This is a genomic window from Actinopolymorpha sp. B11F2, assembly GCF_040195635.1.
Classification (GTDB): Bacteria; Actinomycetota; Actinomycetes; order Propionibacteriales; family Actinopolymorphaceae; genus Thermasporomyces.
In genome coordinates this window covers 144,155-159,137 of the sequence record NZ_JBEFTX010000007.1, presented here as the reverse complement: position 1 = coordinate 159,137, position 14,983 = coordinate 144,155, and the positions used below count along the sequence as shown (strand labels likewise).

The 14,983-nt window shown below is 69.2% G+C and carries 15 protein-coding genes; 4 read left to right on the top strand and 11 right to left on the bottom strand.

Annotation, left to right across the window (positions count from 1 at the left end; all coding sequences use genetic code 11):
* The first annotated feature begins 79 nt into the window (after positions 1-79).
* Positions 80-1,111, top strand: a complete 1,032-nt coding sequence (locus ABN034_RS15150; RefSeq protein WP_349691646.1) for a universal stress protein — start codon at positions 80-82, stop codon at positions 1,109-1,111.
* Here ABN034_RS15150 and ABN034_RS15145 read toward each other — a convergent pair.
* Together ABN034_RS15145 and ABN034_RS15140 are read right to left on the bottom strand one after the other, a co-directional pair.
* Positions 1,045-1,938, bottom strand: coding sequence for a class I fructose-bisphosphate aldolase (locus tag ABN034_RS15145; protein WP_349691645.1), 894 nt, complete (start codon positions 1,936-1,938; stop codon positions 1,045-1,047). The two genes, ABN034_RS15150 and ABN034_RS15145, sit on opposite strands and share 67 nt — an antisense overlap.
* Before the next feature lie 82 nt (positions 1,939-2,020).
* Positions 2,021-2,743 (bottom strand): DUF4389 domain-containing protein, encoded by a 723-nt coding sequence (locus ABN034_RS15140; protein WP_349691644.1) that lies wholly within the window; start codon positions 2,741-2,743, stop codon positions 2,021-2,023.
* A gap of 237 nt (positions 2,744-2,980) precedes the next feature.
* Here ABN034_RS15140 and ABN034_RS15135 point away from each other — a divergent pair, with 237 nt between their 5' ends.
* Positions 2,981-3,676: a GVDTG sorting domain-containing protein gene (locus tag ABN034_RS15135; RefSeq protein WP_349691643.1), complete on the top strand. Its 696-nt coding sequence runs from the start codon at positions 2,981-2,983 to the stop codon at positions 3,674-3,676.
* A complete protein-coding gene (locus ABN034_RS15130; protein ID WP_349691642.1) occupies positions 3,660-4,355 on the top strand; it encodes a class F sortase in 696 nt (231 codons plus the stop codon). Before ABN034_RS15135 ends, ABN034_RS15130 begins: the two co-directional genes overlap by 17 nt.
* A 41-nt stretch (positions 4,356-4,396) precedes the next feature.
* Here the strand turns inward: ABN034_RS15130 and ABN034_RS15125 are convergent, their stop codons facing one another.
* From ABN034_RS15125 to ABN034_RS15090, 8 genes are all read right to left on the bottom strand, one after another.
* Entirely contained in the window at positions 4,397-4,663 is a 267-nt protein-coding gene (locus tag ABN034_RS15125; RefSeq protein WP_349328655.1) for a DUF1876 domain-containing protein, read from the bottom strand.
* A 600-nt stretch (positions 4,664-5,263) separates the two neighbouring features.
* Positions 5,264-7,837 carry a Kae1-like domain-containing protein gene (locus ABN034_RS15120; RefSeq protein ID WP_349691641.1) on the bottom strand — a complete coding sequence of 858 codons (2,574 nt, stop codon included), beginning with the start codon at positions 7,835-7,837 and terminating at the stop codon, positions 5,264-5,266.
* Positions 7,834-8,763, bottom strand: a complete 930-nt coding sequence (locus tag ABN034_RS15115; RefSeq protein WP_349691640.1) for a universal stress protein — start codon at positions 8,761-8,763, stop codon at positions 7,834-7,836. The genes ABN034_RS15120 and ABN034_RS15115 overlap by 4 nt, the downstream gene beginning before the upstream one ends.
* On the bottom strand, positions 8,760-9,710 hold the full coding sequence (locus tag ABN034_RS15110) for a nitroreductase family protein (RefSeq protein ID WP_349691639.1): 951 nt from the start codon (positions 9,708-9,710) through the stop codon (positions 8,760-8,762). The genes ABN034_RS15115 and ABN034_RS15110 overlap by 4 nt, the downstream gene beginning before the upstream one ends.
* 126 nt (positions 9,711-9,836) lie before the next feature.
* Positions 9,837-10,346, bottom strand: a complete 510-nt coding sequence (locus tag ABN034_RS15105) for a hemerythrin domain-containing protein (RefSeq protein WP_349328659.1) — start codon at positions 10,344-10,346, stop codon at positions 9,837-9,839.
* A gap of 222 nt (positions 10,347-10,568) precedes the next feature.
* Positions 10,569-11,426, bottom strand: a complete 858-nt coding sequence (locus ABN034_RS15100) for a universal stress protein (protein ID WP_349691638.1) — start codon at positions 11,424-11,426, stop codon at positions 10,569-10,571.
* Between the two features lie 162 nt (positions 11,427-11,588).
* Positions 11,589-12,254, bottom strand: a complete 666-nt coding sequence (locus ABN034_RS15095) for a response regulator (protein WP_349328661.1) — start codon at positions 12,252-12,254, stop codon at positions 11,589-11,591.
* Between the two features lie 64 nt (positions 12,255-12,318).
* A complete protein-coding gene (locus ABN034_RS15090) occupies positions 12,319-13,362 on the bottom strand; it encodes a universal stress protein (protein ID WP_349691637.1) in 1,044 nt (347 codons plus the stop codon).
* A gap of 422 nt (positions 13,363-13,784) precedes the next feature.
* On the opposite strand from ABN034_RS15090, the gene ABN034_RS15085 reads away from it, so the two are divergent.
* Complete coding sequence (locus tag ABN034_RS15085) at positions 13,785-14,210, top strand: pyridoxamine 5'-phosphate oxidase family protein (RefSeq protein ID WP_349691636.1); 426 nt, start codon at positions 13,785-13,787, stop codon at positions 14,208-14,210.
* A 41-nt stretch (positions 14,211-14,251) separates the two neighbouring features.
* On the opposite strand, the gene ABN034_RS15080 is transcribed toward ABN034_RS15085, so the two are convergent.
* Positions 14,252-14,779, bottom strand: coding sequence for a DoxX family protein (locus ABN034_RS15080; RefSeq protein ID WP_349691635.1), 528 nt, complete (start codon positions 14,777-14,779; stop codon positions 14,252-14,254).
* Positions 14,780-14,983: the final 204 nt, after the last annotated feature.

The window sequence follows — 14,983 nt, the reverse complement described above, 5'->3', positions numbered from 1 at the left end:
CGCAACCCGCTCATATGGCCGGAGGCGGGTTGCGAGGCTGGGACCGACGGCGACTGACCTTGGTGAGAGGAACACCCACATGCCGCGTCCGGACAGCAAACCGGCGATCGTGGTCGGGGTGGACGGTTCGGACAACGGCCTCCGGGCCCTCGACTGGGCCGTCGACGAAGCCGCCCGACGCGGCGTCCGGGTGCGGATGGTGCATGCGTACCAGCGCACCGGAGTCCGCCACCACCTCAGCCCGCAGGCGAACATGAGCCAGATGTACGACGAAGGCAGGGAAGTCTTCACGGCGGCCCGGGCGCATCTCGCAGGAGGGCGGAATGCTGGTCGGGTCGTGGGAACGGCGCTGTACGAAGGGCCAGCGAGCGAGGTCCTGATCGACGCCTCCAACCGATCGCCGCTCTGTGTCGTGGGGCGGCGTGGCCGCGGGCGGCTCGCGTCACGTGTCCTCGGCTCGACGTCGACGACGCTCGTGGCAGAGAGCGCGATCCCGCTGGTCGTCGTCCCGCCCGAGTGGGTTCCGGGCCAGGACCAGGGACGGCATGTGCTCGTCGGCGTCGACATCCCGCCTCACGACATCGGGCCGCTGGACTTCGCGTTCGCGGCGGCCCGGCAGGCCTCCGCGCCACTCGTCGTCCTGTGTGCGTGGGACCTGGGTGCTTCCGCGAGCCGCGAGGTGCGCAGTGCACTCGGCGATGTCCTCGGCGAGATCCTCGCGCCATGGCGCGCCAGGTTCGCCGACGTGGACGTGACGGTCGTCGTCGAGCACACCCATCCCGCGCCCGCGTTGGTCGCCCACGCCGAGCATGCGCGCCTGCTGGTGCTGGGCACCTCCACCCGCCCACCCCGTCCGAGGTCGAGCCTCACCGGCCGGCCCGCGAGCCATTTCGGCGACCGGCAGGGCGGCGCGGTGGCCCGAGCCGTCCTGTGCGACGCGGCCGTACCTGTCGCGGTCGTGCCGGCTCCATGCGCAGTCGCTCCAGGTGCCCTGGGACAGGATGGCGTGACTCAGGAAGGCTTCCGCCGAACCGACCCGCTGGCTCAGAGGGCCGGGTACTTCGCGAGGATCTCCTTGAGCCGGTCCACGAACGCGAGCGAGTCGTCGTAGGAGCGCTGCCAGATGTTCCGGCCGAAAATCAGGCCGACCGCGCCGGCCTCCATGGCGTGACGGGCCTTCTCCAGCATCGCTTCGTCGCCGGACTTCTCGCCGCCGGAGACGAGGACATAGGTGCGGTTCGCCGACCGGACAACAGCGTCGATCGCCTCCTGGGTGGAGAAGTCGCGGGCGTACTCCTGACGGACGGCCGTGTGCAGTTCGGGTCTCGGGAAGTTCACCTTCACGATGTCAGCGCCCAACTCGCTCGCCGTTCGCGCGGCGTAGTCGACCGCGTAGAAGGAGTCCTTGCCACCCTTGGAGTCGATCGCCGACCCGCGCGGATATGCCCACACGATCAGCGGAAGCCCGTAGTGGTGGGCGTCCTCACGGACCTGGTGGTACTGCGCGAAGTCCTGTTCCTGTGCGGGAGTGCCGACGTACATCGTGTATCCCACCGCGTCCGCGCCGAGCCGGACGGCGTCCGCCACGCTCGCGTGCAACGGTGAGAGGGCCTCGGCGTCGGACGGAATCTCGGTCTTGCCGTTGAGTTTCAGGATCAGCGGCACCTCGCCCGCGTAGTCCCAGTAGAACTTCTCGGCGAGACCGATCTGAAGAGCGATTCCGTTGAACCCGCCCTTCACCGCCAGCTTCGTGATGTAGGCGGGATCACCCGCTGCCGGATTGACGAAGAAGTCGCGTGGGCCGTGTTCCAGACCCTGGTCGTAGGGCAGAAAGATGGCCGTCCCGTTGCCGAGACCGTGCCGGAAAAGGATCCGGTGCAGACGCGCCTTCTTGCCGGTGCTCAGACCGAGCTGGCGCAGTGGTGGACGGGTTGGCATCGCGTGGGCCTCCGGGTGCGGACTCGTGGTGCGGGTGTCCCCAGGTTCGTTGTCAGACAGGACTTCCCGCCAGGGGCGAAGGTCAGTGGTTCCCGGTCGTGTGTCCGGGCCGTTCGGCCCCTTGGCCTGGATCCGCGCCGCCGAGGTCGATTCGGAACGGTGGGTACTCGTCCCGCATCAGGAGTGCGTAGCCGCTGACGCGGTAGATCCAGCGCTGCATGCCCATCTGGAAGTCGAAGAGACCGTCCGGATACCGCGCCCGGAACAACAGGACGACGCCGGCGAACAGCGCCAGCAGTCCGGTCAGGCCGATGTGCGCCGGCTGCCAGGGGGCGGACCACACCTGACCGTCCTCTGCGTACATTCCGCTGCCGGACCAGCCCGAGCTCACACCGTTGGTGAAGACACCGACCACCAGGTAGTGCGGTATCGCGAGCAGCCACCACTTCACCAGGACGAGCCCACGGGAAAGGCGCTCAGGATAGTCGACCGACAGGTCGGCCGGATAGTTCGGGTCACTGCCCACCCGGAAAGGCGGATAACGGTCCGTGCCCAGCACAAAGGCGTAGAAGGTGACCCGCCAACTCCACCGGAGAACACCTTCGTTGAAATGAAAGATCTGCCACGGATAGCGGCCAGTCACAAGAATTGCGAACCACGCAACGATGGTCAGGACCAAGAACACGAACCACAGGACGAGCAGCACGATGTAGTGCGGCAGCGCGAGCAACCACTTCACGATCCACAGCCAGCGGCTCAGATCCACGTCACGCCGGCCCGCGAGGTGCACGGGATAATTCTGCATCTCATCGTTCCTTCCAGTCACGAGTCACCTCACTATTGCGACCGGCCGGATTCGACATTACTTCTCATCCCACATGGAGACATCCCTGGTGCTGCATCAAGCTACCGGGGTAATCGTCGCGATGTGCAACTGTCTGCCTGACTCGGACTTTCGTTTGCGGACACAAGTGCATCGGGCAGCGTTGAAACGTCAGCTGGAGCTGAGAAGAAGCTGAAAGAAAAAGGAGCGACAGAGCCTATGTCCAAGAAGTTCCTCGGCAGGATGGTCGCTGGCGCCGCACTGGCCGGTGCATGTCTGCTGAGCACTGCTCCGGGTGCCGCCGCCGCAACGGCCGACGGCGGCGGAGGCGATCACCCCGAGAAGGGCATCATCAAGACCTTCCCGCAATGGGCGAAGCCGGGTCACGAGGTCAAGGTCCTGCAGATCTGCAGCAAGCCGCAGCCCAAGGCCTGGGCGTGGTCGGAGGCCGCCGGCAAGGTCAAGCTGTGGCCGTGGAAGGGCCCTCTCCGACCCGAGATGGTGGAAGAGTATGCCGCGCCGCCGAACGGCGATGCGACGTCTGAGCCCCGCAACGCCGTCCCCAACGGTGAGAAGAAGTGGGACAAGAAGAAGGCTGAGGCTAAGGGCCTGAAGGACGGCGTCGGTGGCGACGAGGTCGACGGGCAGAAGGACGGCGTGAAGCGCAAGCACTTCGTCTACTGGGGAAGCGGGGAGATTCCCTCCTCCGCTGACCCGGGCAAGTACAAGCTCAAGGGCTCCTGTGCATACGGTCACCTCTACGTCGTTCCCAACGGCGGGGTCGACGGTGGCGACGGTGGCACGAGCGACACCAACACCAGCCTCGCCGTGAGTGGAGCGGGCGCGCTCGCAGCGGCAGGCATTGGCGGCATCGTGATGATGCGGCGGCGTAGGACAGATGGCAGCATCGCCTAGCAAGGCGGCGCACAAGGCCGGCGCCGGTCATGGGTTCCCATGGCCGGCTGCCGGCGTCGCCGTCATCATCGCCCTCGCCATGGCCGGCACCGGTCTGCTGCTGGCGGCGTTCAACGCGCCCGTCCGCCAGCCACCCCAGCCCGTATCCGCAGCCGCGCCCACCGCATCCGCTGTCGCCGACGTCAACCGAGCGAAGGCAAAGCCCGCTACTGGACTGGCCCGATCGGTGCCCATAGAGGTCACCATCCCGTCGATCGGCCTCGAGACGAGAATCATGACCCTCGGATTGAACGACGACGGCTCCGTGCAGGTCCCGCCCAGGAGCAAGGCCAACTTCGCCGGGTGGTACCAACGAGGAGCGAGCCCGGGCGAGATCGGTAACGCGGTCCTCGTCGGTCACGTCGACACGGCCAAGATGGGTCCGGCCGCGTTCTACAACCTCGGACTGTTGGGGCCTGGCGACACAGTTGAGATCACCCGCAAGGACGGCAAGGTCGTCGAGTTCACAGTCGACGGCACTCAGTCCTACCCCAAGGACGAGTTCCCGTCCGGACTCGTCTACGGTCCGGCCGACCGGGCCCAGCTCCGATTGGTCACCTGCGGTGGCACCTGGTCAGAAGAAACCGCGTACCCGAACAATATCGTCGTTTTCGCCACCCAGACCGACGTGACGTCGTAGCAGCGCGTCGAGGTGTCACGGTGCGTGCAAGGCCCACCTGCTCAGTAGTGCAGGTGGGCCGGTTCGGCCGTGACACTCTCGATGTCGTCGGCGGCGGCGTGGAGTAGTTGGTGCGACAGCTCCGACAGTGCCCTCGCGGCTGCCAGTTCGTCACCGATCATGGGCACGTTCCGGTCGCTCGGGTTGAGTCGGGCGGTGCCCTTCCCGGTGCGTGCGGTCCCGTTCGTCACCAGCCGCGCCACCGCACGGGTGCGGTTCTCGTGTTCGTCGATGGAGATCTCGACAGTCCAGGTCTTTGTGGCCGTCATGGTGATCGCCTCGTCCCTTCCTGGTCGACCGTCACGTGACGGGAGCGGGATGGGCCGGATCGACGGTACGCCGATCCCGGAAAGGGAAGCGGGTGCGGCTCCGGTGTCGAAGCCGCACCCGCTGGCGCTGGTCGCCCCCCAGTGACCGGCGCGCTCCCTGGCACGGTGCCCATGTCCCATGCCACCGGATATCTGTCCCCGTCACCCGGTGCCATGTCCCCCCATCACCAGTGCCCTCCTCATGCCACCGGGCATCTGTCCCCGTCACCCGGTGCCATGCCCCGTTCCCCCGCTTCAGCTCCCGTCGCGAACCCTGCTGGTCAGTGCCCAGCTGGGAAGTGCCGTCCGTTCAGGTTGTTCCCTGCACGGGGTCGGCACGCGGCTCCGCTCGCTCCTCCTGGACGGGAACCGACATCTCGTGAAGGGCTGCAGATACGTCGTAGTGCGGAACTTCCGGGCATCGACCCCCGAGAAGGACATTCGGGAGGCCAGACAGGTTGCGCCTGCCCGGACGTCGCATCGTCGCCATCTGTCATCCCTCCTCGTTCACGTGCCAGCCGACCACGGATGCGCTGCCGCCCTTCAGGGGCGACAGGCCCGTCATGGTGGGCCTTTTGCCAGTCGGGCAGCCGCGACCGCTGCCTGCCCGAAGCTGATTCCTCCGTCGTTCGTGGGGATCCGTTCGTTGAGGAAGACGTCGAAGCCCTCAGCCCGAAGCGCGCCGACCACCGACGACGCGAGAAGGCCGTTGGTGAGGCACTCCCCCGAAACGCATACCGTGTCCAGGCCGGACTCCCGTCGAGCGTCGACGCACAATGCCGCCGTCACGGTGGCGAACGTCGCGTGCAGTCCGGCGGCCATCATGCTCGTGGGCGCACCGTCGGCGACTCCGGCAAGAACGGCGGCGAGGGTCGGTACCGGGTCGTACACCCGAAGCCCCGCCGCTGACACGATCCGCCACGGGAGTTCGGGCGCTCCGCCGCGCGCAGACAGCCCCCGCGCCGCAGCCTCGACGGCCACTGAGGGTTCATCGTGATACGTCGCGTCGTCGCGCAGTCCGAGCAGACTGGCCACCGCGGCGATGAGTTGGGCAGCGCTGGACCCTACAGGGCTGGAGCCGCCGGCGTGCAGCATCCTGCGTACCGTGTCGAGCTCTCGGACCGACAGCCGTTTCGTGAAGGTGTGGACGAGCTCGGGCGCGACCTGGGCACCACCCAACTGCTCGCCGGCGAGGAGGTAACCGAGCGCAAGACGAGCCGGACGCCGTACCGCTGCCTCCCCTCCTGGCAACGGTGCGGCGCCGAACCTCCCCACCCGCCGGTAACCGGAGAGATCGGCGATCAGCACCTCGCCGCCCCAGAACGTGCCGTCGTCACCCAGCCCGAGGCCGTCGTACGCCACGCCGATGAACGGACCGTCCAGCTCGTGCTCGGCCGCACACGAGGCGACATGCGCGTGATGGTGCTGGACCGTGACCCGTCGGCCGTCGGGCCACCGAGCCGCGTACTGGCTGGACAGGTAACCGGGGTGGAGGTCGTGCGCGACGATCGTCCCAGTCCCAGTCCCAGTCCCAGTCCCGGTCACGTCACCCGGTTCGGGTAGAGCTCGCCCGGGTCCGCCGGGGAGCCCGATCTGCGCGAGCGCGTCCTCGAAGACCTGCATCGTCGAAGCGTGGGACAGGTCGCCCTGCCGGCCGCCGATCATCACCTCGTCATCGATCGCGACGGCGAAGGTGTGCTCGCGCTGGGAGCCGACGGCGAGGACAGGTTGTCCGACACCGTGACGCAGCCTGAACCGGCCGGGGACCTGGCCGCGACCACGACGAACGACGACCGGTCGGCCACCCACGACCGCGCCGACGCTCTCCTCGTGCGGCACCAGGACCGGCAGATCGTGTAGGAGGAACCCGTCCACGAACGCCGCCAGCCGGGCGAGCGCGTCGGCATCGTCGATCGCACGCGGCTCGTCCGTCCGGTTGCCGCTCGTGATCACCAGCGGGCGGTCGACGTCATGCACCAGCAGGTGCTGCAACGGCGAGAACGGAAGCATCAGCCCAAGCCGGTCCGTCCCGGGGTTGGTCCCGGCGGCGAGCGGGACGTTTCCAGGCCGCGCCCTCACCAGCACGGTGGGGCGACCACTGGAGACCAGCAGCCGTTCCTCGGCAGAGCTCAACCAGGCAAGGGATCTCGCACTCGCCAGGTCGCCAGCTAGCACCGCCAGCGGTCTCGTCCAGCTCCCCTTGCCCGCACGCAGGCGCGCCACCGCCCGGGGCACTGTCGCCGCGCATACCAGCTGGTAGCCCCCCGGCCCCTTCACCGCCACCACACCGCCGGCTTCGATCCGCTCGACCGCAGTCGCGACGGCTTCGTGGCCCCGGCGTTGGTCCGCACCCTCGGCGCCCTCGCGCCAGGTCGGCAGCGGTCCGCACGCGGGGCAGGCGACGAAGCTGGCCTGGAAGCGTCTGCCCGTGGCCTCGTCGTGGTCGGCCTGGCAGTCACGACACATCTGACCCTGGGTGTGGGCGGACCCGGGCAGCGACGCGGGTCCGCACCTGGCGCAGGAGACGAAGGGGTAGCGGTACCTCCGGTCGCGCGGATCGAGCATCTCGCGTACGCAGTCGGCACAGACCGGCCGCTCCGGTGCCCCCGCCGGTGGTGCTCCGCTCTGTCGGCGAGGAGCGGGGACGCGTGGGACACCGGTCTGCCGGGACGCGGCGAGACGCAGAGACTCGTCACGGCCGGTGTCCGCTCCGGCCGACAGCACCGGACTCACCACACTCCGAAAACCTGTGCCGGGCTGCGGTCCGTCACCGTTCAGCTCCGCGACCCCGATGGTCGACACCCGCGCCGGCGCGGGCGCGTCGGTCACCAGTCGCCGGTGCAGGTCGGACAGTGCACCCGCCGGTCCGGCCGCGTCGATCAGCACCTGGTCCCCGACCGTACGGACAGTCCCGTCGAGACCAAGCTCTCGAGCCAGCCGGCAGGTGAACGGGTGAAATCCCACGCCGTGCACGATCCCGCCGACCTCCAGCCGGGCATGCCGGCGAGGTTCGCCGCCGTTGGATGCCGCCCTGGATGCCTCCTCGCAGGTCCCGCCCGCCTCGCCCGCCGTACGCGCCTCGTCTGCCGGAGCCCCTCGGTGGCGCGGAGATGGATGCACCGTGAAACCGCTCATCGAGACGGCACCGCCCCTGCCGGGTTGTGGGCGGCCTCGCGGACGAGGACGACCGGTCCAGCCGACTGGCCGAGCACCTCGTGCCCCACCTGTCCCAACCGTCCGAGGCGCCAGCCGGCCGTCCAGCCATCACCTGGTCCCAGCACCAGGAGGCTCGCCGTCACCGACTCCTTGACGAGGATCTCGGCCGGCTCCCCGTCGACGATCTCGGCAGTCATCGCCACAGACGGGAATGCCGCACGATAGGGCGTGAGGGCGTCGACCATCGCCCGCCAGCGCTCTCCTGTTGCCGCGCCCGGACCGTGACAGTGCAGGAACCGCAACGGAGCACCACGCACCAGAGCTTCGGCGAACACGAAGCCGAGGGTCTCCGAAGCGGGCCCTTCCGCATCCACCCCGACGACGATCGGTGCTCCCGGCGCCGCGTGCCCGCCCTCGCGCGCCGGAACGGCGACCACCGGGCTCGACGGCTCCCGGAAACACCCGGCCGCCACCGAGCCGAGGACAGCCTGGGCGACTCGGCCGTGGGAGTGTCGACCCACGACGAGGAGCGCCGCGTCGCCGGCGATGTCGCTCAGCACCGCCACCGTCGCGCCGCACCGCGCGAACATGGCCACGGACAGCTCCGGGTACTCAGCCGCCAGCTGGGACGCCACCTGCTCCAGGCAACGCACCGCGCGATGCGCCGCCGCCCCCAACTCGTCGCCGTCAGCCCGGATCGAGCCCGAGGTGCCGGTCCAGCCCGTTCCTCCGGTCGACAACGGACTCCCGTACGACGGCAGGAACGCATGGACCAACCACAACGGAACGCTGCGGATGAGCGCCTCCCTCGCCGCCCAACGCACCGGGGCGTCCAGCGTGGTCGGGCGCGACGCTCCGCCCGGAACGCCCACCACGATCGGCGTCCGGGCCCGTTCTCCGATCATCGACCAGGCCTCCCTGTCGCCGCGGCCTGTGCGGTCGTCCGTCGAGGCGCCCGGGCGATGTCATGACGTGGGTAGCCGAGCCGCAGGACGATCTGCGGATGGTCGACGCCCATCGGCGTGCCGTGTACCCGTGCCCGCTCGCACAGTGGTTCGGCGGCGGAATCGAGGAAGACTCCGACGACTCCGTACAACAGTGCGGTGAGGAGTACGTGCTCGAGCGCCATGCCGGCGCGTACCCAGTCCGTGCGCGAATTGCCGGGAGTGGTGAGGACGGCCAGCGTGAGCTGCTGTTCGGCGCCCAGATCGGCGAGCCGGGTTCCCGGCTGGGCGGGAATGAGGTGGTCACGCCCGGAGCGCGCGGTTTCGCCGGCCGACGCTGCTCCCGCAGCCTGTACCTCACCACCGACAGATACGTCACCACCGGCAGATACGTCAACACCGCCCTTCGCGACCAGCTGGCGGACCCGCTCGAGCTCGGTCGAGGTGAGCACGCGGAAGTAGCCACCTTCGGCCTCTGCCGCGTCCTCGAGCCGAGTGATCAGCGAGAACGGCAGTCGCCAGTCGCGGTACGGCCCGGGATCGATCGGACGTTCCCGGATCGCGTCGTACAACGTGAGGTCCTCCGGCGCGGGCGGACGCCGGACACCGATGTGGACGACAGCGGCAAGATCGGCGACGGCCGGGGACGGCTGGACCTGGACCCACGCCTCGTGCCCGGCTGCCCGGATCGCGAGCGTCGCGTCGTATGTCGCGGCTCCGCACGAGATCGACCGGACGCGGCCGCTGGGATCGTCGCCTTTCGCGGGACCCTCCTGCCCCCATACCTCGAGGCGGTCATCGGCGAAGGCGAACCGCCACGGCTGGGGCGACTGGATCGGGGGTGTTCGGGAGGCGGCGTCAGTCGCCAGCTGTTCTTCCTGCGCGGTCAGGACATGGCGCCGAGGCATGTCTAGAAGCGTCCTCGGCGGACACGTCGAGCCCCCAGAGTCCCGAGGCTCTTGCCACCGGGGCGAAAGGCCCTCCTCAAGCCACTGCGACAGAACCCTCCAAGACGTACCTTCCGCCAGTGGTGATCAGGCTTCGTACGCCGGCGACAACGTCGCGTTGTGTGCCACCGCCCGGATCGCCGCTTCGAGCTCCTCCGCATCGCGTCCGTCGAGGTCAGCCTCCAACAGGGGCAGCACAATCTCGTCCTCGACCATGAAGTGCAGGCGAGCGACGGCATAGAGGCCATAGAGGATGCGCCGCAGGTTGGTCCACGTGCCGTCGTTGTCACCGAGGGGCAACGCGCGTCGTGCCTCGTCCAGCTCCGCCGTCATCCGCGCCAAGCTGACATGCTCGGCCCGGAGGACGTCGACCGGTGTCGATGCCTCGGCCGCAACCTCCAAGGCGGGATACAGGATCTCGTCCTCGACCGCAGTGAAGGGCAACAGCTCATGGGTGAGAAATCCGACGGCACACGTAAGTCGATCCCAGAGCTCCAGGACGGACCCGCTCTCCATCTGGTCGGCAGTATGGCGCAAGGCGTCCAAAGAGGCCGCGAACTCCGCATGCTTGCGGCGTAGCTCCATCAGCTGCACCATGGGTTCCTCCTTCGGGACCGGCCTTCGATCACTCTCAGCATCCGCCGTCACCGCACAGGCTTGCCGTGGTCGATGGTCCTGGTACGCCGGGCGATGGTCCTCCCCGAGGCGCCGATGGTCCCGTGTCAGGGCCGGATTGCCGGGTTCGCCAGATACCCCCCGGTCCCGTCCCGGGCTACGCTCCGCGACCGCGGCCGGAGCTGGCTGGGCCCGAGAGAGCCGTCAGGGACGTACAACGGCGACCGGGGAGGTGGCGTGATGCAGCACACCCTGGCTCACCGAGCCGAGCAGGAATCCGGGATGACCAAGACCGCCTCGGGCGCCCACGACGATCAGGCTCGCCTGCAGCCCTTCCTCGAGGAGACCGTCCACGGCATGGGACGGGCGGATGACCCGCTCGACCGGAACGTCGGGATACTTGTCCTGCCAGCTGGCCACGGCATCGAGCATCGACGTCGTGGCCCGGTCACGGCAGTCGCCGGCGGGGACCGGCTCGCGCAACCGGCCGGGCGGCGGCCGACGACACCACACCGCCCGCAGCGGCAGCCCGTACCGGCTCGCATGGTCGAACGCGTACTCGAGCACGCGGTCGGACTCCTCGCCACCGTCGATCCCCACCACCACGTGGCCTTCTGGATAGCCCGCCCTGCCGCGGACGACAATCACCGGACAGCACGCCGCGGCGGCGACCGCCGAACTGACCGAGCCCAGGACGGCACCCGTCAGCCGGCCGAGGCCGCGGGTACCCACCACCATGAGATCGGCGCGTGCGGACTCCATGAGCAGTGTGGGGACGCGCTCACCCTCGATCGTCGCGCCGCTGACGGACAGGTCTTCGGCGCGTCCGGCGGTCCGCGCGAGCGCGTCGGCCAGGACCTCGCCCGCCGCTGCCGCCAGCGCGTAGGGGCCGTAGGCCACGGGGACGTCCCACCCGTCCATCGCCGCGGGCCGGCCATAGACGTGAACGAGGCGCAGCGGCGCCCGCCGTGTCCGTGCCTCAGCGACTCCCCAGCGAATCGCGGCCGCCGTTGCCGGCCCTCCGTCGACGCCCACCGTCACCGGCCGTTGCTGGCCCCCCATGGTGACTCCCCCCGTCCGGACAGCGCTTCAGTCCGAATGCCTGTGAACGCTACGAACGACAGGCGAGGGGACGGCAGGGGCGAAGGATGCCCGGGCGAGGGCCGGACGACCCGGCGCGCCGACGGGAGGGCCCGACGCGCCGATGCGGAGCAGTGGCCGTGCCTACTCAGGCGGGCCGAGCGCGCGGTCCTTCCGGCTGCGTTCCACAGCGAACACGGCCGCCTCGGTACGGCGTTCCATGCCAAGCTTGCGCAGCATCCCCGACACGTAGTTCTTCACCGTCTTCTCGGCCAGGAACATCGACTGGGCGATCTGTCGGTTGGTCATGCCGGCCGCGATCAGGTCGAGGATGCGGCGCTCCTGATCGGTGAGCGCGGCATAACGTGGGTCCTCCTGTTCCGGCCCCCTGCGCAGCCGCTCGAGCACGGCGGCGGTCAGTGCCGGATCGACCATCGACTCACCCGTGGCCAACCGGCGTACGGCACCCACCAGGTCGTTGCTGCTCACCTGCTTCAGCAGATAGCCCGCGGCCCCCGCCATGATCGCGTCGAAGAGCGCCTCGTCGTCAGAGAACGACGTGAGCATGAGACATGCCGGCGGCGGGTCCATGGACGACCGGATGTCCCGGCACACCGTCACGCCGTCACCATCTGGCAGGCGCACGTCGAGCACGGCGACGTCGGGACGCAGAGCCGGGACCCGGGCGCGCGCCTGTGACGCGGTCGACGCCTCGCCGACCACCTCGATGTCGTGCTCCTCTTCCAGGAGTTGGCGCAGCCCGACCCGAACCACCTCATGGTCGTCCAAGAGGAAGACCTTGATGGTCATCCGGTACCTCTTTTCTCCGTGTCCACGTCGTACCTCCGCTGCGACCGTCCCGCCGACCGCGTCGTCACCATGGCGCCACCGGGCTGATGGCCGGCAGGTCGTCACCGGGACGACGTGCCTGCGGCAGCCGTGGAGCGCCTTCGGCCGCCGGGTCGGCGGGTCGGACGCCGGTCCTGCGGACGGCGCCCGGCGCTCCCGCGGGCACCATCGTCGCCGGTCTTGGGGCGGCGGGTACGACGGCGATCGGCGCAGTGAGCCGTCGCATCGCACCGTACCCCAATGCCGCACCAAGACTCGCGATCGGCGGAGATTCCACCTGTTCTCCACCACCGCGCGCGATCTTCGGCTGGCGCAGCGGCGGCGAGCTGATCGGCATGCCCACGACGAGCAGCTCGGCATCCCGGGCGAGTGCCGTCAACGGTTCACCGACGTCGAGACCGGCCCCCGCCGTCGTAGCCGTGCCCACCCCCGGCCGACGTCTGTTTCGCTCGTCCATCACCGGTGGGGGAACGGTGCCCTCCCACACGTCCGCGCCCGACCGGGCAGCCTCGGACGTGGCGAACCGCCTCACGTCGGTGGCCGTCTCGCCGGTCACAGTGGCAACGACGACTCGGCCTTCCCTTCGCCCCTGGTCACGGCGGCGGCCATTCCCCACACAACGGCGGAACCCCCCGGTCCGGGACGGAACAGCCACGACCGGGCAGATCGGCATCGCGTCGGCGCGTGCCCACAGGCTCGCCAGCAGATCGCCGGCCAGCCGCCCATGCGCACGGAATCCGACCACGATGAGCTCGGGTTCGGCGACGGCGTCGGCAAGGACCAGTGCTGGTGCTCCGGAGGCCACCCACGCCGTCGCCGCGACACCAGGCACCTCAGCTTGGGCGGTCCGGACCCAGTCCTGCGCCGTACGCCAGGCGCGGTTGCGTTCCGCGCACTCCAGCTCCCGCCCGGTGTGAGCCCTCCCGGGCTGGTAGGCGTGGCAGACGACGAGAGGACACCTGCGGTCCCGGGCCGCGCGTGCCGCCCAGATCACCGCTCCTCGTGCAGACGAACCGTCGTGGGCACCGACGACGATCGCTCCCGGAGGCGGAAGCCCGCGACTGCCCATCGACTGCACCTCCTCCGACCGACACGTAGTCCTGGTGCCGTCGGCTCCTCGTTCGCTCCTCGAGCGGGCTCGTTCCTCGCCGACCACCCCGCTCACTCGGTCGCCGACCGACACAACGGCCCAGCCGAAAGGCTTTCGTGAGAGAGTTCCCACCAATAGAGACCAAAGTCCCGCCGGCCGAGGCCATTGCGCGGTACCACGCGCGGGACCAGCGCGGCGAGCGTTGGTCGCCAGACCTGGCGGGCGGCGGGAGCGTCGCTCGGCACCCGGTCACCGACTCACCTGGCTCCGCCAGGCGCGGGACGCGGTAGTTGGACCTTTTTCTCCCGCCTGGTGACCTTGGTCCCTGCGTTGCCAGGACATCGGGGCGCACCGTGGAGAGCGAGATCGCCCGACATTTCTGGCGGTGACGAAGGAGCCGAATGTTCGAAAGCGCAGGGCTCGAGGTCCTCGAGCCCGCAGAGAGTCTCCGGCTGCTGGGTGACGTACCCATCGGCCGGATCGTCTTCACCGACCAGGCGATGCCTGCCGTCCAGCCGGTGAACTTCATCATCGACGGCGACGCCGTGCTCATTCGGACCGCTCCGGGCTCCAAGCTCGATGCCGCCGCCCGCAACGCCATCGTCGCGTTCGAGGTCGACGACATCGACCAGGACAACGAGCGTGGATGGAGTGTCACGGTGATCGGTCACGCTGAAATGGTGACCGACGAGGCGGAACTCGCACGGGTGTCGGGTCTGCCCCTGCGCAGCTGGTCGCCTGATGAACGGAACCACCTGATCCGGATCCGGATGGAGATCATCCAGGGCCGCCGGATCGTGACCATGCCCGCGCGGCTGGTGCGATAAGCCGCCGATCGCCCAGGGGCGTTGGGCTTGCGGGTACGGACTCAGACCAGCCAGCGCCGACCGCGGACGAATGGCTGCGCGGTCCACAGTCTGCCGACACCCCAGATCTCGCCGGCACCTGTGCTGGCCAGCACGACCAGCGCCAGCGGGTACACGAAGGGGAAGCCGCCGAACGGGCTGTCCCAGCCGGTCGCCCAGGCGTACATCGTGAAGGTCACGACGAGGAACGTCCCGACAGCCGCCGAGATCCGTAGCCCGATGCCGAGGGCAATGGCGATGCCCAGCGTCAGGACCAGCCCGACCGCGACCACGGCAAGCAGGCCCCACGCCACCGTGACCAGCCGGCTGTCATCGGCGAATGCGTTGGCCGCCTGGAACCCGGCCCAGGCGAATGCCCCACCTGTCGCCAGCCGAAGACCGGCGAGACCATGAGCCGCCGCGCCGCCGGGCCTGGTCAGCCATCCGATCGACGCACGACGCGACGCCGGAACGAAGACGCGGGTCGCCGAACGCTGCGCCGGTATGTGCGGCGTCGTCGGCATTTCCGCCGGCCGGTCGCGAAGCGACATGTGCCCTCTCCTTGCGAGAGACTCCTTTTCGTACCAGACCACTCTGGGGACCTCGACGTCACCGGCACCGCTGCCAGAGGTCACACGGGATCTGCCGATGGTCCATGAGGACAAGGACCGGCGCCCCAGGACGAACTTGGCATCCGTGCCGGACCCGACGAGATCAACAGGGAGGTATTTGTTCCTAAATGGCGTGTTCGGCGA